This is a genomic window from Pseudoalteromonas sp. SCSIO 43210, from assembly GCF_054133285.1.
Genome location: NZ_CP087225.1, coordinates 918539 through 944924, shown reverse-complemented (window position 1 = coordinate 944924; position 26386 = coordinate 918539). Strand labels below are relative to the sequence as shown.

At 38.7% G+C, this 26386-nt stretch carries 23 protein-coding genes; 8 read left to right on the top strand and 15 right to left on the bottom strand.

Annotation, left to right across the window (positions count from 1 at the left end):
• The first annotated feature begins 237 nt into the window (after positions 1-237).
• On the top strand, positions 238-1119 hold the full coding sequence (locus LOS73_RS04240; RefSeq protein ID WP_033031598.1) for a CPBP family intramembrane glutamic endopeptidase: 882 nt from the start codon (positions 238-240) through the stop codon (positions 1117-1119).
• Positions 1120-1223: 104 nt separating this feature from the next.
• Positions 1224-1619: a hypothetical protein gene (locus LOS73_RS04235; RefSeq protein WP_033031601.1), complete on the top strand. Its 396-nt coding sequence runs from the start codon at positions 1224-1226 to the stop codon at positions 1617-1619.
• A gap of 13 nt (positions 1620-1632) precedes the next feature.
• Here the strand turns inward: LOS73_RS04235 and LOS73_RS04230 are convergent, their stop codons facing one another.
• The 4 genes from LOS73_RS04230 to proB form a co-directional block, all read right to left on the bottom strand.
• On the bottom strand, positions 1633-1932 hold the full coding sequence (locus tag LOS73_RS04230) for a hypothetical protein (RefSeq protein ID WP_007377003.1): 300 nt from the start codon (positions 1930-1932) through the stop codon (positions 1633-1635).
• 159 nt (positions 1933-2091) lie between these two features.
• Positions 2092-3576, bottom strand: coding sequence for a glutamate--tRNA ligase (gltX, locus tag LOS73_RS04225; protein WP_008137490.1), 1485 nt, complete (start codon positions 3574-3576; stop codon positions 2092-2094).
• Positions 3577-3615: 39 nt separating this feature from the next.
• On the bottom strand, positions 3616-3975 hold the full coding sequence (locus LOS73_RS04220; protein ID WP_007377005.1) for a glutaredoxin family protein: 360 nt from the start codon (positions 3973-3975) through the stop codon (positions 3616-3618).
• A gap of 116 nt (positions 3976-4091) precedes the next feature.
• Positions 4092-5195 (bottom strand): glutamate 5-kinase, encoded by a 1104-nt coding sequence (proB, locus tag LOS73_RS04215; RefSeq protein ID WP_033031603.1) that lies wholly within the window; start codon positions 5193-5195, stop codon positions 4092-4094.
• Positions 5196-5314: 119 nt separating this feature from the next.
• Here proB and LOS73_RS04210 point away from each other — a divergent pair, with 119 nt between their 5' ends.
• Positions 5315-6274 (top strand): DMT family transporter, encoded by a 960-nt coding sequence (locus tag LOS73_RS04210; RefSeq protein WP_033031605.1) that lies wholly within the window; start codon positions 5315-5317, stop codon positions 6272-6274.
• On the opposite strand, the gene LOS73_RS04205 is transcribed toward LOS73_RS04210, so the two are convergent.
• The 3 genes from LOS73_RS04205 to pdsO are packed head-to-tail and all read right to left on the bottom strand — an operon-like array spanning position 6169 to position 9567.
• Complete coding sequence (locus LOS73_RS04205) at positions 6169-6774, bottom strand: class GN sortase (RefSeq protein ID WP_081824594.1); 606 nt, start codon at positions 6772-6774, stop codon at positions 6169-6171. The genes LOS73_RS04210 and LOS73_RS04205 overlap by 106 nt on opposite strands.
• Positions 6771-8789 (bottom strand): marine proteobacterial sortase target protein, encoded by a 2019-nt coding sequence (locus tag LOS73_RS04200; protein ID WP_457934529.1) that lies wholly within the window; start codon positions 8787-8789, stop codon positions 6771-6773. Before LOS73_RS04200 ends, LOS73_RS04205 begins: the two co-directional genes overlap by 4 nt.
• A gap of 46 nt (positions 8790-8835) precedes the next feature.
• Complete coding sequence (pdsO, locus tag LOS73_RS04195; protein WP_457934528.1) at positions 8836-9567, bottom strand: sortase-associated OmpA-like protein PdsO; 732 nt, start codon at positions 9565-9567, stop codon at positions 8836-8838.
• Between the two features lie 204 nt (positions 9568-9771).
• On the opposite strand from pdsO, the gene pdsR reads away from it, so the two are divergent.
• The 3 genes from pdsR to LOS73_RS04180 all read left to right on the top strand — a co-directional run bounded on the left by pdsR (position 9772) and on the right by LOS73_RS04180 (position 13015).
• Positions 9772-10461, top strand: coding sequence for a proteobacterial dedicated sortase system response regulator (gene pdsR / locus LOS73_RS04190; RefSeq protein ID WP_033031611.1), 690 nt, complete (start codon positions 9772-9774; stop codon positions 10459-10461).
• Positions 10461-12599, top strand: a complete 2139-nt coding sequence (pdsS, locus tag LOS73_RS04185; protein WP_457934527.1) for a proteobacterial dedicated sortase system histidine kinase — start codon at positions 10461-10463, stop codon at positions 12597-12599. The genes pdsR and pdsS overlap by 1 nt, the downstream gene beginning before the upstream one ends.
• A gap of 251 nt (positions 12600-12850) precedes the next feature.
• Positions 12851-13015: a hypothetical protein gene (locus LOS73_RS04180; protein ID WP_002961633.1), complete on the top strand. Its 165-nt coding sequence runs from the start codon at positions 12851-12853 to the stop codon at positions 13013-13015.
• A gap of 6 nt (positions 13016-13021) precedes the next feature.
• Here LOS73_RS04180 and LOS73_RS04175 read toward each other — a convergent pair whose 3' ends face one another.
• A complete protein-coding gene (locus tag LOS73_RS04175; protein WP_033031615.1) occupies positions 13022-14281 on the bottom strand; it encodes a multifunctional CCA addition/repair protein in 1260 nt (419 codons plus the stop codon).
• Positions 14282-14413: 132 nt separating this feature from the next.
• Here LOS73_RS04175 and LOS73_RS04170 point away from each other — a divergent pair, with 132 nt between their 5' ends.
• On the top strand, positions 14414-14632 hold the full coding sequence (locus tag LOS73_RS04170; RefSeq protein WP_033023621.1) for a hypothetical protein: 219 nt from the start codon (positions 14414-14416) through the stop codon (positions 14630-14632).
• A 128-nt stretch (positions 14633-14760) separates the two neighbouring features.
• Complete coding sequence (locus tag LOS73_RS04165; protein WP_033037986.1) at positions 14761-15198, top strand: hypothetical protein; 438 nt, start codon at positions 14761-14763, stop codon at positions 15196-15198.
• Positions 15199-15574: 376 nt separating this feature from the next.
• Here the strand turns inward: LOS73_RS04165 and LOS73_RS04160 are convergent, their stop codons facing one another.
• The 7 genes from LOS73_RS04160 to LOS73_RS04130 form a co-directional block, all read right to left on the bottom strand.
• A complete protein-coding gene (locus LOS73_RS04160) occupies positions 15575-16726 on the bottom strand; it encodes a murein transglycosylase domain-containing protein (protein ID WP_457934526.1) in 1152 nt (383 codons plus the stop codon).
• Positions 16727-16872: 146 nt separating this feature from the next.
• Positions 16873-18960 (bottom strand): winged helix-turn-helix domain-containing protein, encoded by a 2088-nt coding sequence (locus LOS73_RS04155; protein ID WP_457934525.1) that lies wholly within the window; start codon positions 18958-18960, stop codon positions 16873-16875.
• Between the two features lie 220 nt (positions 18961-19180).
• Complete coding sequence (locus tag LOS73_RS04150; RefSeq protein ID WP_457934524.1) at positions 19181-20287, bottom strand: metallophosphoesterase; 1107 nt, start codon at positions 20285-20287, stop codon at positions 19181-19183.
• A 57-nt stretch (positions 20288-20344) separates the two neighbouring features.
• On the bottom strand, positions 20345-23380 hold the full coding sequence (locus tag LOS73_RS04145) for a TonB-dependent receptor domain-containing protein (protein WP_457934523.1): 3036 nt from the start codon (positions 23378-23380) through the stop codon (positions 20345-20347).
• A gap of 602 nt (positions 23381-23982) precedes the next feature.
• The gene (locus LOS73_RS04140; protein WP_457934522.1) at positions 23983-24483 is read right to left on the bottom strand and encodes a DUF1543 domain-containing protein; all 501 of its coding nucleotides are present in this window, start codon (positions 24481-24483) and stop codon (positions 23983-23985) included.
• Between the two features lie 10 nt (positions 24484-24493).
• A complete protein-coding gene (locus tag LOS73_RS04135) occupies positions 24494-25840 on the bottom strand; it encodes a sigma 54-interacting transcriptional regulator (RefSeq protein ID WP_457934521.1) in 1347 nt (448 codons plus the stop codon).
• Between the two features lie 2 nt (positions 25841-25842).
• Entirely contained in the window at positions 25843-26385 is a 543-nt protein-coding gene (locus LOS73_RS04130; RefSeq protein ID WP_007377018.1) for a hypothetical protein, read from the bottom strand.
• Between the last annotated feature and the right edge of the window lies 1 nt (position 26386).

The following is a 26386-nucleotide window of genomic DNA, read 5'->3' as shown; positions in this document are numbered from 1 at the left end:
AGTACTGCTTTGGAAGTTGCTTTTTATAGGCTGACCAAGATCAAATTTTAATTTCATACACGTAAGTACTGCCTAGCTACTTATCGCTCATTACTGTCTGTTTAATAAGATAAGCCTGTTCATTAAATCTATAAACACACACCAACGATGACAGTACCGATTAGTGAAAATATAATGGTTTATTAATACAAAATTGACGTTATTGTTTAGTACTTAACACTAGAAAATGATAAATAAATGGCTTTTTATATTCTGGCATTGTCAATATTATGCGTTTTTTCTCGCTGCAATATTCTTATAATACGACAACCCCTTTGGCACTACTTAGTAGCTTTAAGTGTTGTAAGTGCTTATGCTGAAGGTTATATAAATTTATATGCTCTGCTGAGCACTGGGCTTTACGTTGTTTTATACTACTGTGCGCTAAATACAAAGCGGGCAATAATACGCACTATATTAGGTACTGTTTTTGTTATTACCTCATTAGCATTAGCACTTCATTGGGTGCCTGGTTTTAGTAACCTCCCTATTGTTATAAACGAGCGTATTACCAGCGATGCGATTACTTTTACCCTTTATGCTAATTTTGATAAAGCTATGGCTGGGTTATTTCTTTGTGCTTACTTTTTTTCAAACTTAGATTCAAATAAAAGGCCTTTAAAAGCAGACTCTAATAAAGCGGGTCAATTAAACGTTAAACAACCCATTTTAATAGTTATTGCTACTGTTTTAGCTACGCTCATAGCGGCTTTAATGCTTGGACTTGTAAGCTTTAACCCAAAAGTGCCCGACTTTTGGTTAGCCTTTATTGCTATTAATCTTTTATTTACCTGTGTTGCCGAGGAAGCTTTATTTCGAGGTTTACTACAAACTAAGCTTAGCCAAATTATTACACCAACCCGTTTAGCGTTACTTGCTCCTTTAATTACGGCTGGTATTTTTGCTTTGGCACATTTTGCAGGAGGCATTAACTATGTGCTGGTCTCGTTTATAGCAGGCTTAGGATACGGCTATATTTTTTATAGAACGCAGCGCTTAGAGTGGGCTATTTTATGCCATTGGTTGGTGAACGTTTGCCACTTCTTTTTGTTTACTTACCCTATGCTCAGTAAAATCTAAATACATTTACAAATGCTAACAATTTACTTAGTAGTAAACATTGCCCGCATTTGATTTTGTTAGTAATTTACTATTTCAAATAATAAATTAAGGGACTAATAAATATGCGGCGTTTTATAACAATAATGAGTGTGGTGTTCGTGTTAACTGGCTGTTCTGGCGTTACTTTTCATACAGATATAGACAACGGCGTTTTATCTCAAGAAATTGGCACCTATGTTAATAAAAGAGATTTACAGCAGTTTTATAGCGACCAAGAAGCACACGAAAGTGGCGCTACCCTTTTAGGGCGAATAGAAGGTGAAAGCTGTGATGGCGACGGTATGGGTAGCAATAATGTAGGTTACAATCGCTCTAAATCAAATGCTATCGATTTACTTAAAGCTGATGCCATGCGCAGAGGCGGGAATGCTTTTACTATTAACTCTTGTAGCGAAACGTCTGTATCGTATTGCGACTTATCTGTTTTATGTAGCGGACAAGCCTACGACTATCAATAAGTAAAAGTGCAAATTATATATTAAGCGCAAAGCTAAGTAGTACGCGCTTTCCAGACTCGATTTTAGATACGCTGTGTTCGTACTTATCGGGTCTAAACAAATACACACGATTAAATAAATTTATAATGCATTTTGAGCATTTAAATACCCCACCTGTTTTAGGTTGCTCTAATACAAAATTGAGCTTGTAATAGCGCCCTTGCTGCACGGGATCAATATGGTTCATTACGCTGTGATTAGTTGGGTAAGTAACAAGGTTTATCGAGAATGTATTACTGCTAAAAATAGCTTTGTTTTTAACGGTTGCAATCATACTGCCTCCTATGAGTTTATATGCCTTATTGTAGCATTTAGTAAATTATGAATACTTAGGCTAAACAATATCAAAATACGATGTCATATAGCTAAACAGCCTGAAACAAAAAAGCCGAGCTTAGTAAAGCTCGGCTTTTAAAAGTACATTGTTTAGCAATTATGAACTTGGGTATTCGCGGTACGCACGCTCTATATTTTTAGCCTGCTTTTTAGAAATACCTAAATGAGCAAGGGCTACACGTAAACGAGCACGTGATAAGTCAGACCCCAATATTTCCATTGCATCAAGCACTGACGTACTTGATGTTTTGCCTGTAATTGCGACAAAAATTGGCTCTAAAAAGTCTTTAATTTTAAGCTCGTGGAATGTTGCCACTTCTTTTGCAATTGCAAAAATAGCTGGCTTTTCAAAGCTACGTAAACCTTCAAGCTGCCATACAAAAAATTGCAGCGCTTGGCGAATCACGTTTTCGTCTGCTTTGCCGGCTGTTAATAGCGCAGGATCGTAAGTTGGAATACCACCTACAAAGTGCCCTGCAAGCTCAACCATATCCGACAGCGTATTAATACGTGTTTTAACTTCTGGTAATATTTTAGCGAGCATTTCGCCGTTAAACTTCCAATCAACAAAGCGCTGAATTAACTGCTCGTCGGTTAGGTTTTCGCGGATCCACATGCCGTTTAACCAGCTTAATTTATCTACGTCGAATACTGGACCACCAAGCGATACGCGCTTCATGTCGAAGTTTTCAATCATCTCATTAAGTGTGAACTTTTCACGCTCATCAGGCATTGACCAACCCATACGACCTAAGTAGTTAAGTACGGCTTCTGGCAGGTAACCCATTTCTTTATAGTAATTAATAGATGTTGGGTTTTTACGCTTAGACAGCTTTGATTTATCTGGGTTACGTAGTAATGGTAAGTGACCAAGTACTGGCGCTTCCCAACCAAAATCTTCGTAAAGTTTTAATAACTTAGGTGCTGAGTTAATCCATTCTTCACCACGGAAAATATGGCTAATTTGCATGTGGTGGTCGTCAACTACGTTCGCTAAAAAGTACGTTGGGAAACCATCTGCTTTTAATAACACTTGCATGTCTACGTTTTCCCACGGGATCTCAATTTCATCACGTAGGTAGTCGTTAAACTTAAATGTGCCTTCGCTTGGGATTTTCATACGTATAACGTAAGGTTTGCCTGCCGCTAAGTTTGCTTTAATTTCTTCATCTGTGTGGTTTAAACCACGACCGTCGTATTTAGGGCGCAAGCCTTCTGCCATTTGCTCTTCACGCATTTGATCAAGCTCTTCGCTTGTTGCAAAGCAGTAAAACGCTTTGCCATCGTCAACTAACTGATGCGCGTATTTTTTATATAAATCGCTACGCTCAGATTGACGGTAAGGACCAAATTCGCCACCCACATCAGGACCATGATCCCACTCAAGCCCTAACCAACGTAGGCTATCCATAATCGCAAGTTCAGACTCTGGCGTGCTACGTACTTGGTCTGTATCTTCTATACGAAGTACAAATTCACCGCCTTGTTGTTTAGCAAAACAGTAGTTAAATAAGGCGATATAAGCGGTGCCAAGATGCGGGTCACCAGTTGGCGACGGGGCAACACGGGTGCGAATTGTCATGGTATATTCTCTTTAAATAAGTGAGATAATAAAAGTGGTTTATGCAGCTACTTTGTTTAAGTAAGCAATAATATCGTTTGATTCATACAGCCATTGTACTTGACCGTTTTGCTCTATACGCAGGCAAGGAACTTTAACTTTACCGCCTTGCTCTAGTAGCTCTTGACGATATTGCTCATTGTCTTTTGCATCACGCGTTTCTATGTTTAAGCCTTCGCGTTTAATGGCGCGACGTACTTTTACACAAAACGGGCATGCTTTAAATTGATACAGTTTAAATTGTGAGGTTTGCAGATCAAGCTGTGCTTGCTCGTCGCTTGCGCGCTTTTTACTGCGAGGAGTAAATACAAAATTAAAAAATAAGATTATACAACCTAAAAACCAACGAACTAATTTCATGTTCTGTGCTCTGCTTACAACAATTTAAGGAGCCAGATTTTAGCACAAATTTACAATCAAAAAAGTGTAATACTGCGAGAATTACACCCAAGTAATTTAATTTACTAAAAGTGCTTCTATAGCAATACCATATCATCCCTATGAAGTACTTCTGCGCCACTATCGTAATCAAGTAATTGGCCTATTTGACTAGAATGAGCACCCTTTATTTTATTTACCTCGGTACTACTAAAGCGCGTTAAGCCTCGTGCAATCACTTGATTTTTATTATCTATTAAATCAATTAAATCACCGCGTTCAAAACGTCCAAATGCATTAGTAACGCCTTTAGCAAGTAAGCTTGCACCTTTATTTTGAAGGGCACTAATAGCACCTGTATCTATAACAATTTGGCCGGTACTTTTAGGCCCAGCGAGTAGCCATTTTTTACGGCCATCTTTTGGGGCGGTGAGTTTTAAAAAGCGCGTACCTGGTAACTCGTCACTCATACATTTTAAAATAACGTTTTTACCTGCGCCTTTAGCAATAATAACTTCAACGCCTGCGCGCCTTGCAATGTCAGCGGCTTGCAGTTTAGTCGCCATGCCGCCAGTACCTAAATTTGTGCCACTGCCACCAGCAAGTTGGCGCAGTTCATCGTTTATGTGTGTTACTTCGCCAATGAGGGTGGCATCGGCGTTTGTGCGAGGATCGCTGGTAAATAACCCTTCTTGATCGGTAAGTAGCAGTAACTTATTAGCATTAGCCAAAATAGCGACAAGTGCCGATAAATTATCGTTGTCGCCTACTTTTATTTCGCTGGTTGCGACTGCGTCATTTTCGTTAATGATGGGTACAACGTCGTAATTTAATAACGCATTGAGTGTATCGCGGGCATTAAGGTAGCGCTCTCTGTCGTCTACATCGGCGCGAGTAAGTAGCATTTGCCCTACGTTTACACCGTATAAAGCAAATAGGCTCTGCCAAATATGAATAAGTTGACCTTGTCCAATTGCAGCAAGCATTTGTTTATCAATTAAGCTTCTGCCACAGGGTTTTAATAGTTGTTCGCGCCCAGCAGCAACCGCGCCGCTCGATACTAAAATAACGTGATGACCCTGCTTTTTAAGCTCGCAGCATTGGCGTACCAATTCAACCATGTGTGCTTTATCTAGTTTATCTGTGCCGCCAGTAAGTACGCTTGTACCAAGCTTTACAACTATTACCTGTTCCCTTTGCATGTGCTTTTTACTACTGATTAATTAAAGATGAATTAATTTATACCAGCTCGGTATTTTTGAACAAGTTAAAAATATTCATGCTAGGATCTGATTTTATTAAATTATGTAAATTACTCTCTATGCCTGCCAGTTTATGTTTAATTATTGCCACCTTTTTATGGGGCAGCTCTTTTATAGCGCTTAAATACGCCATTGCCATTTACGACCCTGCATTGGTGATATTTTTACGCATGCTCACTACGTTAGTTTTGTCGCTTTGTTTATGGCGCTACGTTATTCGGTTTGAGTATTTAAAAGGTGACTGGAAGTATTTAGTGGGTATGTCGCTTGCTGAGCCTTGCTTGTACTTTTTATTTGAAGGCCATGCAATGGAATACACATCGGCCTCGCAGGCCGGTGTTATTGTGTCGTGCTTGCCCATTATTATTGCGCTACTTGCCTTTTTATTGCTTAAAGAATACATAAGTAAATCCATCGTGGTCGGTTTTACGCTGTGTATTGGCGGCAGTATTTTACTTACGCTTCTTTCACCAAGTTCCGATCAAGCACCTAATCCGTTGTTAGGTAACTTTTTAGAGCTTATGGCTATGGTGTGCGCTGCATTTTATACCGTAAGTGTTAAACATTTAGCTAATCGCTACTCGCCTCTTACTTTAATTGCGTTGCAAGGTATTAGCGGCAGCTTATTTTTTGCGCCGTTTTTATTTTTTATCGACCTACCAAGCGAAAACCAACACGACTTAACTGCGCTTATGAGCATTTTGTATTTAGGTTCGTGTGTAACCCTTGGCGGCTACGGCATGTATAACTATGCTATTAGCAAGGTATCGGTATTAACCGCTGCGGCGTACTCTAATTTAATTCCTATTTTTACACTTATTTTGTCAGCGATTATTTTGGGCGAAGTACTCAACGTTTGGCAATGGTTGAGCATATTTGTGGTATTTATTGGCGTAATGGTAAGCCAGCGTCATCAAGAACTTGTGGTTGATATACCGCTTAGTGAATCAGGCGAAGACATTTGCGCAGATACAAGCAATCTTAAATCAGTACCCGAGGCAAGCGAATCAAAAGGGTAACAGGTAAGCAAATACAGCCCAGGTGTTTGTAAAAATGAGTTTTGGGATTGATGAATAACCTCAATCCCCGTTACCTTATAATTTTGAATCACCCCACTTTGCAGTTGCAAAGTAAACGCCTCTCCCACTTTGGCGTTTTGTAAAAATGCAAAGTGGGTGTCGTTATGCCCGGCTATTAGCGCGCCCTTTTCGTTTCCAAACTCTTTTCCGCCAAGCTCTCCTGCGGGTAAAAATTGGCTAGGCGCAAACGCTAAGTTACGGCCACTCGCTCCAGCCAATACACTTAATGTCTTATTATGACTTGGCCAATCAAGCTTTGCAGTAACGTAGCTGTCGGCGTAATACCACGGTTTTACTTTAGTGCCGGGTGATTTAAGTGCCTCTTGCCATGCTTGCTCAATTAATACTTGAGCAAGCCACGCTTTTGCCTGCATATAAGCGCCGTGACCAAATAATCCAAGCCCAGCTATTAGTAAGCCCACGCTTAGCCACTTTTTCATTTATATTCCCTACTTAATTTAAGCCCTCGATTTATTTTAAGCGCGCCAAATCCCAATAATAAAATACAGCCTAGCAACATATGTAACCTGCTTTGCCCATCGGTTTGCGGTAAACGCATTGCCATACCTTGTGGTACTGCATTACTAGCTTGCGCCGTTTGCTCTGCCACTTCTTTTATTTGAGTTTGTTCAATTGCTATAAAAGCAGTAAACGGGCTAAGTAATTGATGAGTAAGCGCAAGCTCCTGTACTTCATCTTTAACTGTATTTTGCTCGTTGTATAAAAGTAATGACTTAATTTTTTGGCGCGCCCACAGTTTTGCTATACCTTGAGCGCTTGAGCTATTTTGTGTACTTAATTTAATACTTAAAGGCCCTTGTGCTGTTTGCCCAGCAAGTACCACACTTTTAGCATTATTAAGTTTTATAGCGACCATGATAGGCTCGCCAAAATATAAATCAGGTAGTGGTGATGGCCAAAAATCTAAGCTGTTACCGCTTTCATCGCTTAGCGCCAAATTAGTAATAGCCGGATGTGCTAGCTTATCAAACAACTGCTGCATTTTAGGTTGCACCTCGCTTGTGCTGCCTATAAACGTGAATGAGCCTTTACCTATATCTGCTGCTCGGCGCATAAAAAAGCTGTTAGGTGCGCTGCCAATACCCACTGTAAATAAGCGGCTATCGCCTAACTTACTTTGAATATTTTTAAATAATGCATCTTCATTACTTACGCTACCATCAGTTAAAAATACAACTTGGCGTACAAAACCATCAAACTGGCTGCCATCAAGTACGGCATTAAGCGCACCTTGTATTTCAGTGCCACCGTCGGCCTCTAGGCTATAAATAAATCGCTCTGCACGGCGCAAATTAAAGTCATTGGCTATAAGTGGTTTATCGCTCATTGGAGTCACTATGTTATCAAAACCAATAATGTTAAAGCTGTCGTCGCTATCAAGTAATGAAAGCGCATAAAACAAGGCTTTTTTAGCTTGCTCCATAGATTGCCCGTGCATAGAGCCTGACGTATCAACTACAAATACCATTTCGCGAGGTAAGCGCTGAGTTTGTGTAAAGTGATCCCCTGGTGGCATTAGCATAGCAAGCCCGTATCGATCACCATTTTCAAACTGCTGAGTAAAAAATGCGGCTTGAGCCTGCTCTTTTTGCAGCGGTTTAAACTCAAGTACAAAATCGCGATTAACTGCATTTGTCTCATTTAAGGCTATTTTATATTGTCCAAACGCAGTGTTTTGTACATCAACATTATGAAATTTAGAATTGATATCCACCAGCTCTAAGCCTACGTCTATATTAATGTTTAAGCTAAATTGGCTGCTTGGTACGTTATCATTTTGAGTGATGTTTTGAGTGCTGTAAACAGGGCTCAACCACCCAGTTGGGAGCGGATTAACATGCGCTTGATTTTGAGTACTAACCTCAACCTCACCACTAATCGCGTGATAACGCGGTGTAATGGTAGTAGGAAATCTAATAGCAAATGTGCCGCTGCTGTAATCAATTATTTCTTGATACTCAAGCTCAATAATCACTTGCTCACCAGGACCAATATTTGCCACATTCGTAATAAACATATTGGCGCGTTGCTGGCGTACAAGGGCCGCTTGCTTGCCTGCTTTTTTAGCCTCCTCGTATTTTTTTTCGGCTTCCACTTTTTTATCAATTTGGCCTTTAATGACTCGCTCACCTATACGCATCGTCATGGCATGTACGGCGCTTTCATCAGGCAATGGAAAAACGTAGCGCGCGTTGACTGCAAACGGGTTTTCGTTTTGATAGGTTTGCGTGACTACAACATGATTAATTAGGCCAGTTAAGGTCATATTGGCGTCGCTTTTTAATATTATTGCTGGGCCTGCTGGCGCACCATTGCTATCAAAAAGTTCTAACTTGGGTGATTGCGCATGGCTTTTGAAGCTCGCTAACAGCACAATCGCTATGAATATAAAAATGCTTACTTTAGTAAGCATTTTGGTCGGTTTACTCAACATAAAATCACTCCATCGAACGCTTTGTTTTACTTAGATTCAGTTAGATTTAGTTACTCGCCGTTTGGCCATTTTCTGGGCTCATTGAGCGAGTGGTAAGCGTTACGCGTCTATCAAAAAAGTTATCTTCCACCGTGTTGCTGTTAGCCAATGTTTGCTGCTCGCCAAATGCCTGCGTACTTAAGCGTTTGTGGCTCACACCGTGTTTTATTAAGTAGCTTTGTACGGCATTTACACGTGCTTTGGAAAGTAAAAGATTGGCTTGCTCATCGCCACGCTGATCGGCAAAGCCACTTAAATCAAGTGCGAGTTGTGGTTGGTTGTTTAACAAGGTAACGAGTTGGTCTAACTGCAGCGCAAAATGCGGGGCAATAACACTTGAACCTGTTTTAAATTGCACCGTCATCGCCAATAAGTTATTAATTTGAACTTGAGTTAACTGCTCATTTTGATTGGCAAGCACTTCTAGCTGTTGCTCTAACATATTATTGTGGTTAAGCACGTGTTGGTAATCGCTGGTTTTTTCTTTCATAACCGTAATTGCACGCTCTTGCTCTGCAATTTTGTTATCAGCTACTTTTGAATCACCTATTAAACCACCGGCAAATGCCCCAATAAACGCACCTATTGGCCCGCCTACTACGCCGCCAATAATAGCGCCTGCACCTAGCCCAATAGCCGTTTCTTTATGGGCTTCTTTTGATGGCGTGTTAGATGTTGAGGCAATTGCTGGAGTACAAAAACTAGCAACGAGTGTTAACGCAATTAATGTCTTCTTCATGATTTGATCCTTAAACTTACTTTTTAATTTGTGATGTTTTGTTTTGATGGGTGTATTAAAACAAGCTCAAGTGGCAGCAAAGGGGATCAAAAATGGCAAACTGCTGAGCAATTGTGGCAAAAACATGGCAATTGCCTTTTTAACCTTACTTAGCTTAAAAACTTCGATATAGTGCACAACAGAGCCGATAGGATAATGATTAAAATGAAAAAAATAGCCATCGTTGAAGATGAACCCGCAATCCGCGAAAACTACATAGAAATGCTGAGCGCACAGGGCTACCAAGTAAGTGGCTTTGAAAATCGCGCCTGCGCTGAAGCTGCATTTAAAAACGCCCTGCCCGATTTAGCCATTGTTGATATTGGCCTAGGCCATGAAATAGATGGTGGTTTTTTACTGTGCCAAACATTGCGATCGCTTTCTAAAACACTGCCTATTATTTTTTTAACCGCCCGCGATAGCGAAATAGATACCGTATGCGGCCTGCGCATGGGCGCCGACGACTACCTAACAAAAGACATAAGCTTGGCTCACTTGGCTGCACGTATTGGTGCGCTGTTTCGCCGCATGGAAGCGCTTGAACAACCTGCTGATGCAAACGCCCTCATAACACGCGGGCAGTTAACACTCGACACGCAACGTATGCAGGTATTTTGGCAACAACAATTAGTTGATTTAACCGTAACCGAATTTTGGATGCTGCATTCACTCGCCCAGCGGCCAGGCCATGTTAAAAGCCGTAACGATTTAATGAGCGATGCAAAAATTTATGTAGACGACAGCACTATTACTTCACACGTAAAACGTATTCGTAAAAAGTTTATAGCACTCGATAGCACCTTTGATTGCATAGATACAGTGTATGGCATGGGCTACAGGTGGGAACAACACTAATGCTACGATTTGGTCTGCGCAGTAAATTTATATTACTTTCATGTTTTTTGTTTTTGCTGCCGTGGCTTGGCTACGAGTACGTATGGGAAATGGAAAAGTTTTTACGCCAAGGCCAAGAAAAAACCCTAGTAGGCACCACTCGTGCTCTTGCTACTGCATTACATGAGCGCCCCGCATTATTTGACGAGCAAACCAACTTTTTAGACCAAGTAGTAAAAGGCCGCGATTTATACGCTTATAATCTTAAAAACCCTATTCAGCTCGACGGTAAACTTAACGATTGGGACAGCTACCAACCGCTATTTTGGCATTACGACAAGCGCTACTTACAAAAAACAGATAACAAACATCAAGCCAGTGACTTATCGTTTGATCACATGGTGGGAAAATTTGATAACTACTTATACGCCGTATTTAAAGTCACCGACAATACCCTTATTTATCGCGCTAAAAATAGCTTAAGCATTACCAATAACGATTATTTACAAATTGGCCTAAAAACGCCAGACGGCCAGTTTAATACTTACATTATTGCGCCGCGCCAAGATGGCTGGGTTAATGCATTTGATGCAAATACCAAAGCCCCTTTTACAAAAATTCAGGGCTATTTTGAAAGTACCAAATCAGGTTATAACGTAGAGCTGCGCTTTCCAATTAGCATGCTGGGCAACAAACTTGGCTTTGCTATTGTTGACATAGATAGTAAAGGGGCACTGCTCGAGCCTAAAATAATGTCGACCTCAAACTTAAATAACCCAAACGATTTGGGCTCGGTATTAGTCCCTTCCCCAGAAATTAGCCGTATTTTAAAAGGTATGGGCCACAGTGGTAGCCGTATTTGGGTGGTTGATAACCATCATCGCGTACTTGCGCAATCGGGTACTATTCAAAATGCAGATGGCGTATGGGCTGATGGGCTTGCTAACCAAGTACCTGAAACTTGGTGGCAGCGCTTTGAGCAAAATTACTTACACCCAATTTACTATAAAATATTAACGCGCCCCGAAAATGAGTTTTTAGATACCCTGCACGATGTAGCTTCTATGCAGGGCACACATTTAGCGAAAGCCTTAAAAGGACAACCAGCATCGTCTTGGCGCTTAACCCCCGACAGCAAAGCCGTTATTTTATCGGCCGCTTACCCTATTTGGATTCAAGACCAAGTAATTGGCGCGGTAATAGCAGAGGAAACCACAAACGGCGTACGTACGCTGCGTAACAAATCGCTCGAAAAACTGTTTAACGTTATTTTAGCTGTGATGCTAATTGGTACTGTCACCTTGTTCTTTTTTGCCTCACGTATATCGAACAGAATTAGGCGGCTGCGCGATACTGCCGAGCAAGCAATTGATGCGCAAGGGCGTGTTACCGGCAGTATTAATTACAGTGATGCTAACGATGAAATTGGCGATCTGTCTCGTAGTTTTTCAAACATTGTAAGCCGACTTAGCGGCTATACCGATTACTTAGAAAACATGTCGTCGCGGTTATCACATGAGCTGCGCACGCCGGTTGCCGTAGTGCGCTCGTCACTCGAGAACTTACAAAGCTTGCCACAAAACGAGCTGAGTCAAAAATACCTCGATCGCGCCAGTGAAGGTGTTGAACGCTTAGGTAAAATAATAACCACCATGAGCGAAGCTACTCGCCTTGAGCAAAGTATTCAAAGCAACGAGCCTGAGCCTTTTGATTTACAAAAAGTAATAAATGGCTGCATGCAAGGCTATCAGCTTACTTACCCACACCAGTTATTTACGCTTGATGTATGCCAAAGCAAATTACCTATGCAAGGTGCACCGGAGTTTATAGCCCAGCTGCTTGATAAGCTTATCAATAACGCGATGGAGTTTAGTGAAGCCAATACGGCGATTAATGTGAGCCTTAAGCAGAGCGAAAATAAAGCAATATTAACTGTGAGAAACACAGGCCCCGCGTTACCAGAAGGACTCACTGAGCATATTTTTGATTCAATGGTGTCAGTACGTAGCCAGCAAATGCAGCAACAGCCACATTTGGGGTTAGGGCTTTATATTGTAAGGCTGGTGTGCGATTACCATAAAGGCAGCGTAACTGCGCAAAACAACGAACAAGCCGATGGTGTCGTATTTACCGTAACACTGCCGTTAGTAAATGGTTAAGGCTGTATTTATACCGTTATATTTATAGCCACAGCACTATATGCAAATAGTAAGTACGTAATAAATTAAGCTGTATATTTTTAGTTAAAAAGAGTTAATTTAATTTACCTTAACTCCATATAAATTAACAAAAAACCCCTCTCACCCCTTAAAACCTGCCGATTACAATTTAGTACAACTTCATATGTAACTATTCACTTTTAATTCAGTCGAACGACCATACCCTAGTTGCTTATTGAGGAGATTACTTTATGAAAGAATTACTAGAACGTGAAGAGCTAGACTTTATTTTTGACCTATATAGGCCATCTAAAAAGCCTAAATCTGAAAATGTAAAACCAAAGAACGCTAATTATAAAGAACTTCGAAAACCCGACATACCTAAAAACGAAGGCGTGTCACACTATTTAATTTAACTCAGCCTAACGTTGTTGAGCTTCCAATTTCTCGCTTTGTAAAAATGCTTTAATGCAATTTATTTCTGCTAGTTTTACTTCTTCGCCTATTTCAGGGCCTTTTTTGCCATTTTTAAGCGCATCTTGCACTACTTGCTTCTTATCCATTTTTTGCAGCTCAGTATGAATTGCTCGCAGTTTAGCTGCTTGCGGGTATGGCTTATCAACCAGTGTTTCACCACGCCCTTGTGCATCGCATTGGCATGCTTGAGTAAACGCTATAAAACGTTCTGGGTGTACCAAAGCATTTAAGTTAGTCACTATTAGCTTGTGAACGGTTTGCGGCCTTAACTGATCAATTGTGTGGCAAAGGGTGTGATTATCACTGGTGAGTACACCAACATCGCGAAAGCGATTAGGCACTTTTAAGCGCTCACAAAACGCCTCAATAATTGCAACACCTTCGCGTTCGTGCCCACGTAAGTTTCCATACTTTTTAAAACTAAGCGCCTTACCAAAGTCATGAGTCAGCGCTGCAAAACGAGTTTCCAAATCAAAATTTAAATCTGCGGCGCGTCTAAGTACCAACATAGTATGCACAAATACATCCCCTTCAGGATGATGGTTTGCTGGCTGCGGTACATTAACCATGCGCTCAAGCTCTGGAAAAATACCCAAGCCTTGCAATGCTTCAAAATAAAGCTCAGGGTGCTTTTCACCCAGTGCTTTTTCTGTTTCAAGCCACACGCGCTCAGGTACTAAATGATTTAGCTCACCTTTATTTTTAAGCTCGCGCATCAATGCATACGTACTTGGGTGAATACACCAATCGCTGCCATAGCGCGCTAAAAAACGGGCAATACGCAGTACCCGTACAGGGTCTTCTACAAATGCAGCGGTGGTATGGCGCAGTATTTTATTTTGTAAGTCTGTTTGGCCATTAAACGGGTCAATAATATTACCGTGTTCGTCAAGCGCCATTGAATTTATAGTTAAATCGCGTCTTGCTAAATCTTCTTCGAGCGTAACGGTTGGGCTGGCATCAACCACAAAGCCAGTATAGCCTTTGCCACTTTTGCGCTCTGTGCGCCCTAGTGCATATTCTTCTTTTGTTTTTGGGTGTAAATAAACCGGAAAGTCGCTACCTATTGGTACAAAACCGAGCGACTGCATTGTATCAGGCGTTTCACCAATCACTACATAGTCGTTATCTTTTGATTTTATATTTAGCAGTTTGTCGCGCACTGCACCGCCAACGAGGTAAACTTGTTTTAAGTTACTTTTCACTTTATTCCCAATAACACTTGCCCAATTGTTTGACGCTAATCATATCATTAATTAAAAAATTCTGCGGTATTTGCCAAGCCTAAACAAGCTCATTACAATGGCGCATTATTTTTAGCTATAGCCTCGTATTCAATGAAAAATCATTCATCAAAAAAAGAACTCATGTTACTACCCATTTTATTAGTGGTTATTTTAATGTGCGTAGCAGGTCACTTTTTACTACAAGCAAACTTTCAAGACAGTAATGTGGTTGAATACATGTTGGCAGCACTACCGTTTGCTATGTTTGGATTGGTTATTGTGGCGTTTAAAATGGCGGCTAAGAGTGAAAAAGAAGAACAAGAGGAATAACTGATTTTTCGTGGCGTAATTAGCGAAGGTATAGTTACCAATAGGTCATGCCTTATCCTTCGGTGTAAAAACGAGATTCCAATCCAACCTAACACTTCATTATTTATGAGCCATGGGGATATATTGCAATGTCAAAAGAGTACTTAAAAGAGCATCGGCTAGGCGAAGTCATCGCACTAATTCAGGTATTAGCATTCCATCGAAATACAAGTCGTAGTGAAGAAGGCTTAATTGAAGAACTAAAACTAATTCCAAGGTCTGCGAATTCTTGGGTAGAGCTATCAAAATCCCACCCTGAGCTATTTCGTGTTAGAGATGAGGAAGATAAAATAAATAGGGTCTCTTTAGTATCTCGTTACGTAGCATCTTACGAAACCAAAAATGGTAAGAAAATACGTGAGCGATTAGAGCCGAGTTTAGTGCAAAAATTAATAGAAGTTGCTATTGAAATTCATGATAGGCAGGTTTCAAACTTTGAGCGATGGAAGGTTATAGTCCCACTACTAGTAGCATGTATTAGTGCAACGGCTGTCATAACTGCAACTCTAATGAAGATAGCTAATTAACAGATAACAACACACGCTGATGAGCACTAATACTTATTTTCCACCGCAGATTTTAGTAGCGTTGTTCCGTTATTTTTCAATGCAGCAAGGAAGCTGATTCATCATAGGGCTTATGTATTTTCAAGCACCTAAATAATATTCACTTAAATGCCAATGTTTTGAAAGTAAACAAGATACACAGCCTAAAAAAACACACAAAGAAAGTAAAGCCACTCCCTCTCAACCTAGCCACTCAAAAACCAGTAACAGCCTTTAAACGGCAGTTAAAATAGCACCAAACCTCCTTTTAATATTTCACCTGAAATTGAAGTAACCGATTGAACCAAAACAGGAATTCAGCTATGGTTTGTTTATCAATAACAAATAAATTTGAAACTTATTGATATGCTTTTTCTGCTACGGTCACTTTTTCTAAGTAATGTCTCGATTCAGCTCTAGAGTGCTTAGTTGTGAGTATTTTATAAAACTGGCTCGACGTTAATTGGTTAATTTTTGAAAATGCGATTGTTCTATTTGAATTAAATATTTTTAGTACATTGCCTGCGCCACCGTTATATGAAGAAATCATGGCGTAATGTTGGTTTTGTTTGGTTTGTATTTTATTTAAATAGCTATTTTTTAGTACACTTAAATACGCACTGCCAATATCTATATTTCTTTTAGGATCAAACAATACTTCTTTACTCGGCTCCCCTGGTATTTTCTTTATTTTTTGATAGACGTCTCTTCCTGCGCGCGATGGAATTATTTGCATTAAACCATATGCATTTGAAGAACTTACTGCGTAAGGGTTAAAGTGACTCTCTGTTTCAATAATACCGTAGATAAGCGACGCAGATATTTGGTATTTCTTTGCCGCAGCCAATACATAATCACTGTATTTTTGCTTTCGTAAGTGAGCGTTTTGTTCTACCAGAGGAAAAGATACCGATGTAATTGAATGACCATCACTACGTTTTTTTTGTACCTTAGTGTCTACTAAGTAACGAGCAAAACGATTTGCCCGCCATTGGTATTTTATGGGGAGCCCGTCTTCATCAAGCACTTGTTGATACAAAAAAGGTTCATCCCCTAAAATAGGCGATTCACTGGTAAAAATGTCTGTTTTATGTGGATCACTTGAGGTCAATAATGTCATTACAATTGCTTGAGTTAGAAGCGAATTGGTATTTTTAGTGGCTATGGTTTCGACCTGTACCATATTACGGTCAAAATCAATAACAGCGCGTGCTTGGTAATCATTGCTGTATTTTACATATTTTCTGCGTGTTGGTTGCTGAGTATTTTTTTTACCCCATTTACGACTAACTACACTTTCTAACGTTGCTAATAGCTGACTAACGCTCCCCACTTGCTGCTTAATTGAACGCCGCGTTTTTTTTACTTGTTTTTCAATTGCTTTAACATCGGTGGGATTGTTTTTTACTTGTTTTGCAAGTTTATTGAGATCCCTTACTGGCGCTAAGTGCGATATTGACTCGCAACCGGTCAATAATAGAATAAACACTAAGAAGCCATACTTTTTCACAACTTATCCCTATCTGTTTTTTAAGTAACACTATAAAATATTTAGCTAAAACTAATTTATGGCAGCCTACTTAGGGCCAACTTTATATTCAATTAGCTATTGTTCAAACTAATAGCAAAGCATTTATGTTACTCATTCGTTGAAAATCAATTAAATAATGGGTGATGTAATTGATTAATATTAGATTGTTCCGATAGACTTTTAGTAAATAACAGTTTTTTATGTAAAGGGATCATAGAAAAAGGCTCTGAATCTAAAATAGAGATTGTTGGGACATACAAAATATCGGTCAATAGTTTTTTCCCAATATTAAAACGTTTTATTGAATCCCCTGCTTTATCACCACTTTTAAAATAAACTTCATGGTTATGTATACTCCAGCCATAGCGGGTACCAAACTGTTTTCTATCGAGCAGCTTTACAGGCATATGAGGTTCATTTATATCAACCTTATATAACTCCTTTTTATTATCTACATATACGAGTATTTTATCACTATCCATATAGCCAAAACGTCCATTATTATCTGTTACTTTTTTTGTCATAAGCGTATTAGTATCTAATAAATAGAGTTCACGTTTTCCAGCTACATTTAACCTTATTACAAGATCTTTGTTATTAGGATGCCAAGTAGGGCGACCAAACTTATCTAATGTAATATTTAAGCGATTGATTTTTTTTGTTACTGAATTATAAACATAAATTTCATTTTCACTCTTACTAATTGCACTCGCAAATACTAATTTCTTACCATTATTAGACCAAAGGGGATATTTAGCATTCTTTTTTAAATTAGTAAGCTGCCTGCGATTACTGCCATAAATATCAGATAGCCACACTTCGTAATAACCACTTTCATTTGATAGATAGGCTAGCTCTTGGGATACCTCTGAATAAGTAGGGTATTTATTGCTAAACTCAGATTCAATAACGGGATAAATACTAGTACCAACCGATGTAGAAAGATCGTAACCCGCTATATAGTAAGTTTCTCGGCGCTTTTGGTAAAATAGACTGCCGTCTGCAGAAAAGCTAGGAAAGCCAAACCCAGATATATTTAAAGGTGTTTGCTTCAAGGTTTTTAAATTAAGTATAAACCCTGAATGCTTATCTGCTTTTTGACTTCCAAAGACAAGCAAATCGTTACTTTTATGCCAGGTCATCCCCTCAATATCATTATGCTTAAATGTAACTTGCTGAGCAGCTTTGGTTTTTAAGTTTACTATAAATATATTTTCGCTAGTATTACTTGCACGCCTTGCTACGGCAACGTATTCACCATTAGGAGAAAAAGCAATATCACGTTCTCTGTATGCGCAATTGTCTTGACAACTAAACCGCTCAGGCTTTGCTTGATTGTTATTTAAATTTAAAAAGTAAATGCCGTCTTCTATATCTCCTGTCACTTTAGAATTAAAAGCGAGCGTCCTTCCATCTGATGACATTGCAATATATTTAACTCCAGTTGTAACTGGACAAGTAGCTAGTTTAGTTTCCTTCTTACTAATTAGTTCAAACTTTATAACAAAGCACTTAGAGGCAGTTGTAGATAAAAAATAAATATATTGTTGATCAAGGCTCCAAACAGCTCGACTATAGGATGCATTAGTAATAGTAAGCTGTATAGGTGGCACTTGAGGTGCAGCTAACTCTTTTAAATATAAGTGACGCCCTGCATTATTAGCCCATATATAAATCACTTTTTTACCATCTGGTGAAGGTGAAACAAATAATTCACTACCAGGATCTTTAGTTATTTGCGTAACAGTGGCATTAGCTGCCTTTTTAGGAGCTAAGTAAAAAGAAAGTAAGCCTATGATCATAGTTATTAAAAATAGTGTGGTTAACCAAGGTATAGCATTAGATTTGTCGTTTTTACTTGAAAGGGAAGGAGCTTGTTCTACGTTAACGGCTTGTGGTTTAACTAATAACTTATAACCTCTCTTGCGTATTGTTTCTATTACACAAATTTCATTATTGGGATATTTAAAACATTGCCTTATTTGCCAGATGGTATTAGTAAGTGCTTTTTCCCCTACGAGTTCATTATTCCCCCAAACATGCTCAATTAATTCAGCGCGAGAAACAACACGAGGGTAATGTAAAACCAAATAGCAAAGTACCTCTGTTACTTTTGGTTGAATTGATTGCTTATTTTTAGTGTTGATTAAAATAGCATCTTCTTGAGGCAGCACAGTATAGGGACCCAGAAAAAAAGGCTGTTCAACATTCATAATGAAATACTTACCTTACTATTTTATTTAAAATACAAACAATTACATCTAAAAACAATATTTCACTGTTTACGAGTTATTATTTTATTCTACATGAGTTAAGTAATTAAAACACAAATGTTGGATAGGTGAATGCTGGTTTTTAATTTAGTCACGATGAATTATTGACTATTCCAATAAAAATAAAAAAAGAGCAAGTAATCCTCCCCTTATATTAAGCTTAATTTAATGCTAAACGTTTGCCTGATAAAGTGCCTCGACTAAATAGACCATTTTCTATAAATAAAATTTCTCCGTACTCACCATTTTTAATACTGCTATCGATAGCGATCACCTTACCTTGGTAGCGCGACTCTATTCGTTTTTGAGAGGTGTGTCCCACCACTATATTTTTAATTTCAAAATGTTGTAGCAACAAATCGATTTCTATATCTGTTGCACCATCATCTTTAAAATATCCGCGATACCAAATAGGCCCGTTCTTTTTGTGTAATTTTTTAGCAAAGCCCTCTCTAGGGTTACCTAGCTCAACTTTAACTAAATTTTGTTTAAAAACTGTGTTTATCGATTGCAATGACACTGCACTTTTAGCAAAGTCGGGGTGAACCCCCCCATGAGCAAATAAATAATCATCTATTTTTACTAACACCGCTTTGCTCCGTAACCAACGACCAAGAATAGTGTGCTTATTAAATAGACTAACAAATTCTACATCAAGTAACTTTGCCGTGCGGACATATTTAGCATGCAGGTAACGTAAGTCGTTATTCAGTACCATAACCTCATGATTACCTAATAATAAATGCAAAGAGCCACCAGCTTGCTTAGCTTGTTGCTCAAGTTCAAAAATAAACCATAGAATTTCAGTTACTTTATCACCTCGATCAAATATATCTCCGGTAATCACAAAATGGCCATCCCCATAGCTCCACTTGCCTTCATTATTTATAATTTTGTTATTGGTTAATAATTGCTTCATTAAATCAAACTGTCCGTGCAAATCACTTAGAGCCGCTATTTTAGAAACTCCAGTAAATTCAATTATATCTTCAGTAAACTCAAGGGTGTTTACCTCTGCGGTTAAACCACACTGAGAAAAATAAATTGGTATGCTTTTAAATTCTGTTGCTTGGTGTTTCGCCTTATCGTTACAAATCCAAGCTATATCTAATACAGAGTTACTTTCAGCAATATAAGGCCCGTCTTTTAGTACAAAAAACTCATTAATTGTTGTTTGTTGATTTTTTGTGTACAAGTCATATTCAAAAAATGCATATAACCCAGAACATACTAATAAAGGCAGTAGTAAAAAAAATATATGTTTCATATTTAACCTTATGAAACCACATCCTTGTGGCAAAAACTTAAATAAAGCTATCGTCGATTAAAATGAATATTCAGCTTTTATAAAACCAAATCGACCAACACCACCACCGTAACCACTGTAGTAGTTACCAGTGCTTTTGTGGAACAAACCGTTATTATCAAATATATTATTGATACCGCCTGATATTTTCAAACGAGAGTTTTTATCCATTTTCATTGAATACGAGGCTGAAATATCGTGTCTTAGGTAGGTTCCGTAATTTTGGAAGTACAATGGCTCTGGGTTTTCAATACACCCGCTATCACCCGTATTACAAAGGACCTTATTATCAGCTACAGCATCCAGATAATCGCTAACATCTTCATCAGTCTCTAGCTCATCTTTGAATCCCCCCAAGTATTTAACTTTCCAGCGTACACTTAACTCATCAAGCTTCCATCGAAGTGAAACCGAACCTTTATCTTGAGATGTATAATAACCTGCATAATTTAAGGTCTCTAAACCATCGTTACCTTCATAAGTCGTTGACTGCTCAATAACGTGATTAAAATCACCTTTTAGTGTTAAAGAACCGTAATCATTTAGATCCATTTTTTGTGAAAATGTTATATCAACCCCACGCGCACTTTCTTCGTTTAAGTTATATACACGTTGGATAATTTTAGTTATCTGGCCTTCACTGTTTCGTGTAATATCGTTACAAAATGCATTGTCGGTGCCATAACTTAGGCTTGAGTTATAGCATTGCTCTAATATTTCTTCGTTAGGGATTTCTCCAAGCGCATCTTCAATTGAAATGTCGTAGTAATCTATCGCGAGGTTGAAGCCTGTTAAAAAGTCAGGCGCCATTGTGATTCCAAACGTGTAAGAATCTGATGTCTCAACATTTACATTTGAATTACCTGCATTTGGAGAGTAACTATTGTTCTCATCTGCCAACTCAAATGCTTCATCCTCAGAGATTAAAGTAGCAAGAGTTGGATCTAATCGACAATTTGCATGGCCAACTTCTGTTGAGGTAGCTGTTACACCTTCGCATATGTCATCAAAGCTATCAAAGTCACCTCGAGGAGGTGAATAAAGATCACTGATACTTGGCGCACGCTGTGAACGTGAATAGTTAGCTCTAATGCCATAACCTTCAACGGGTATCCACATAAAACCAAGCTTATAACTGGCTACGTTGTCTAAACTATCGACGCTGTATTGTGCTAACCGTAATGACGTTTCGACTGAAAGTGACTTAGCAAAAGTTACTTCTCTGAGTAGCGGTATACTAAATTCACTAAATATTTCAAACACATCCATTGATTCATTAAACTCAGGAATTGTATTCCAAGTGATCCCCCCCACTTTTAGCTCTTCGCTGGTTTGTAAATCAACAGTGTCTTTGCGGTACTCACCTCCAAATACAGCTGATACATTACCCGCTGGTAGCTTAAATAAATCCCCTGTCATGTAACCTAAAAGATTATATTGCTCAATATAGGTATTAATTGTTGGACTACTGCGTATCCAATCGGCCATTTCTGGTGTAATTGAACCTTCGCCAAATATATTTAATGCAACACAACCATCTGCACGTGCTTGCTCATCTTTACATTGAATAGTACCATCTTCGAGTTGCTCTGCTTGCAAAGCTTGGTTTACTTTGACTATATTTAGTTCGTTATTACGATGCTGTTCTTGATGAAATTTACCAAAGCCTACCGACATATCCCATTCCCACTCATCATTAAAAGCGGTTCCCTGTAAACCAGCCCAAGTACGAAGGGTTGTACGATTATTTTCGGTTGTAATATTACCTACTTCACCAAAACGTCTATCCCAATAAATACGATCTTTATATGGATTAGTATCAATCATCTCCTGGGGAACATAAGGGTTATCTATTGGAATATATCCAGGTCGAATATCATCTAAAGCATCGCCAGTTTCTGCATCAAAAGTTGGTACATAGGCACTTTCATAATCGTCTTCTGGTGACTTATTATTGAAAGAACTAGTAAGGCTTAACTGAACTTGAGCATATGCTGTTAGTGAGTCGTTAATATCGTAATTAAGTTTTACGGCAGTGCTAAATTTATCATTTGGTATTTTGAGCGCAACATACTCATTTGAATTAATACCGTAACGCTCTTCGTTACCTTTCCAATCATCACGTAACGTTTGCCCATCGTACCAAAATTGAGTGTCATTATTACTAGACTCTAAAAATACGCCTCCTAGAGTTCCATCACTTTTGCTTGCCCAATCGGCGGGTGTTTGATCACGCATACATACATCATCGCCATCTGCATTTTGCATTGTGTTACACATAAGCGAGCTGTCGTAGCCATGAACATCTTCTAATTGGGCACGTTTTCTATCTGAGTAACTTAATCCAAATTCACGGTCCCAACTAGAGCTAACAAAGACGTAACCTTTATCATCATCAAATGAAGTACCGTAATCCATATCAATCGTGAATTCTTTTGCACCGCCTTCAAACGACTCCCCTGTTCGACCGCTTAAACTAAAGCCTTCTTTATCAGTTTGCGTAATTATATTAACCACACCTGATACCGCATCTGCACCATAAGTTGCAGATGCGCCACCGGTAATAACTTCAACGCGCTGCACCATACCACTAGGGATCGTACTTAAACTTACTTTATTACCACTGTAACTATTTGAAACAACACGACGCCCATCAATCAATGTTAACGTCCTACTAGCACCCAAACCGCGTAAATTAACGGTAGAAAGCCCGGTACCCGAAACTAATGACTGACTATTAGTATTACTAATATCTTCAGTTAATGAAGGAATACCATCAACTAAAATATCAGCTAACGATCCCACACCTGTATCAGCAATATCTTCACGAGTCATAACAACTAGTGGTGTAGGAACACTAAAACTATCACGTCTTAAACGAGATCCTGTTATAACAATTTTTTCTACTTTTTCTTTGGTTTTGGCCACTTTTTTAGCTAACGTTGTATTTGTTTGTGGTCCAACATCAATATTTTCTTGTGCTATCACTTGCTGAGAAAAACTTGCAGTGATCGCGATTACTAATAGGCATTTTCTTGTTGATAAAGTGTTCACACGCTTCCCTTTATGAATGTTTTTAATATTTATGTCATTATTTTTAAGTTAAAACAGTTCAATTTATTAATTATTTTATTTGTTACTTATAATTAAATAAATGTTAATTAAATAGCAATCACCTTAACCTCCTTTATGTCACTTCTTTATATCTTTTTAAAGTCTATTCATTTAAAAACAATAACTTAAAATATTACATAAAGCATGCAATCACATACCGTAGTTAGCTTTCATTGAAACACACTGTTTTCTAACCGTATGTATGGCGCGCTTTATTAGGTGGCACGCTTTTTACTTTGCCACAGATTATTGGCATCTAATTAGGTGAGGTTGATGATGAACTTTAAGAGTGATTGCACTTTTTCTATGTATTTTTACAACTTGGATCATGCAAAAATAAAAGAGTACCCACATCAGGCAGATACAATTAATTATTAGCTTTTGAAAGATATAAATATCGTGCGGAAGGAGAAATGTTGCAATATAGGTGTCATTAAAAGTTAGTTTCATTGCTTTGCTTTTAGCAAAACATGTCTTTATGTCGCTTTAATCTCACAAAAAAAGCAGCGTTAATAACAAGCTGCTCCGATACTCATAAGTCATTACAATATATGGTAGCCAAACCAATCTGGCTTTATGGTTTGTGCTTCACCGCTGGGGGTTAACTTTATATTCAATTGGCTGTCGAGTAAATCAATGGCAAAGCAATCGTCTACATCATGTAAATCATCTTTATGAATATGACTAAGCCCTGCAAGTAAATCGTTTTTAGCACGCTCTTTAGCTTCATGGCTACTGCTTGCAACATACAGTGCAAAGTCGTGTTGCTCAGCCATAGAATCACTTCGGTAAGCGCCTAAATTTACAAAATAGAGTTGCTTATTTTGTTCAACATAGCTCTCGACTACTTCTACTTTAAAACCATCTATATGATTAATTGCCATGTAGCTATCCATGTGAACACTACTTCTGTCGCCTACCCACTGGCTTTTTAACTTTGAGAAGGTTTGTTCTATATTCTCCCCTACAACAAAACGAATATCATGCATTTCTATATGGCAACCCTGAATTCGCCCCCCTAAATACACCATAAATAACTGCATTTGCTTCTCTTTATAAATTATCTACATCAATATTATGTTTTTTAATCAGTTTATAAAAGTCTGAACGGTTACGTTTGGCAAGCTTAGCGCCTTCAGCTACGTTACCACCAGCCATTTTTAAAGTGTTAATTACATAGTCGCGCTCAAACTCTTTTTTAGCGTCGTTTAGTGATAATGGTTCTACGTTTTTTTCATTACTATTTAGCGCAGCTAACACTAAGTGCTCTGAAATAACATCGCTTGGCGTTAATGCTACAACCTGCTCTACTACGTTTTGTAATTGGCGGATATTACCTGGCCAATCGTAACGTACAAGTGTATGCATAGCATCACTTGCAAAGTGTTTTTCATTTTGGTTCATGCGCTTAGCAATGCTTGCACTAAAATGTTGTGCTAATAAGCTTATATCTTCGCGGCGTTCACACAGTGGCGGTAATTTTAAATTAACTACGTTTAAGCGATAGTATAAATCTTCTCTAAATTGCTGGTTTAAAATAGCTTCAGGAAGATTTTTGTGTGTTGCCGATACAATACGCACATCTATTGCTATCTCTTCTTGAAAACCTACTGGGCGAATTGTTTTTTCTTGTAATACGCGCAGTAACTTAACCTGCAAGTTAAGTGGCATATCGCCTATCTCGTCTAAAAATAGCGTGCCGCCCTCAGCTTGCTGAAACAAGCCTTGGTGATCTTTAATTGCGCCCGTAAAAGAGCCTTTTTTATGACCAAATAATTCGGACTCTAAAAGCTCCCCTGGTACAGCGCCGCAGTTAATTGCAACAAAAGGGCCACCGCTTACATGACTATGCTGATGAATCGCCTGTGCGAGTAATTCTTTACCAGTACCACTAGCCCCCGAAATAAGTACATTAACTTGCGTTGGCCCAAGTAGTTTTACTTGCTCTAACAAGTGCAGCATTGCACCACTGCGCGTAACTATATTACTTTTAGGTGCAGCTTCATCAGCGTTAACACCGTGAATTTCAATTGCTTTAGCAAGACTGTCAAATAGCTCATCTTTATCTACAGGTTTAGTTATGAATGCAAAAATGCCCTGCTTAGTTGCCTCTACTGCATCAGGAATTGAGCCGTGCGCTGTCATCATAATAACAGGTAATGCTGGGTAGCGGCTTTGCAGCTGACGATGCAGTGCCATACCATCCATTTCATCCATGCGTAAGTCGGTTATTACGGCATCAAACACTTGGCTTTTAAGTATTTGTAGTGCGGTTAAGCCGCTTTCACAGGTTGTCACTTCGTATCCTTTTGATTCAATACGAATAGCGAGCAGTTTTAATAAGCTAGCGTCGTCGTCAACGAGTAATACTTTTGCACTTTGCACTTTAGTTGCTGCCATCGTTACTGCTCCTTCGTTTCTTCTCGTAGTAAAAGTTGCTGCTCAATCGTAGCTAACGATGAGAGGGTTTCTTGCATTTTATTATTAAGTGCTTGCTGCTCTTTTTTAGCATTTATTTGCATAGTTACTTGCTGCTTTTGAAGCCATAAATATTGCTTTATGTCATCAGGCCAAAAGTAAGCAAGATCGAGTTTTAGCAACTTAGTCATTACCGTATTTGGATCATCATTTATGTTTAAGCACATAAATTTAAAAAAGCGTTTAAGTTCGTTTTCACCTGTAAAAACATCTTTGTTAGGTACCAATTTAAATCCGCCACACTGATTAGCGTGCCATGCAATAACTTGCTCTGCAGGAGGATAGCTTGGTTCAATTTTTGGTCTAGGTTTTGGACTAGGGTTACTGTTTTTGTCGTTCGTTTTTTTTGTATCGACCACAGGTGCAGGTGTAATTGACACACGCTCTTTTTGCCCATTATTAATTTCACAACCTGATATAACCATGCTACTAAGCACACATAAAATAGCGATTAAACGCAAGCGCATG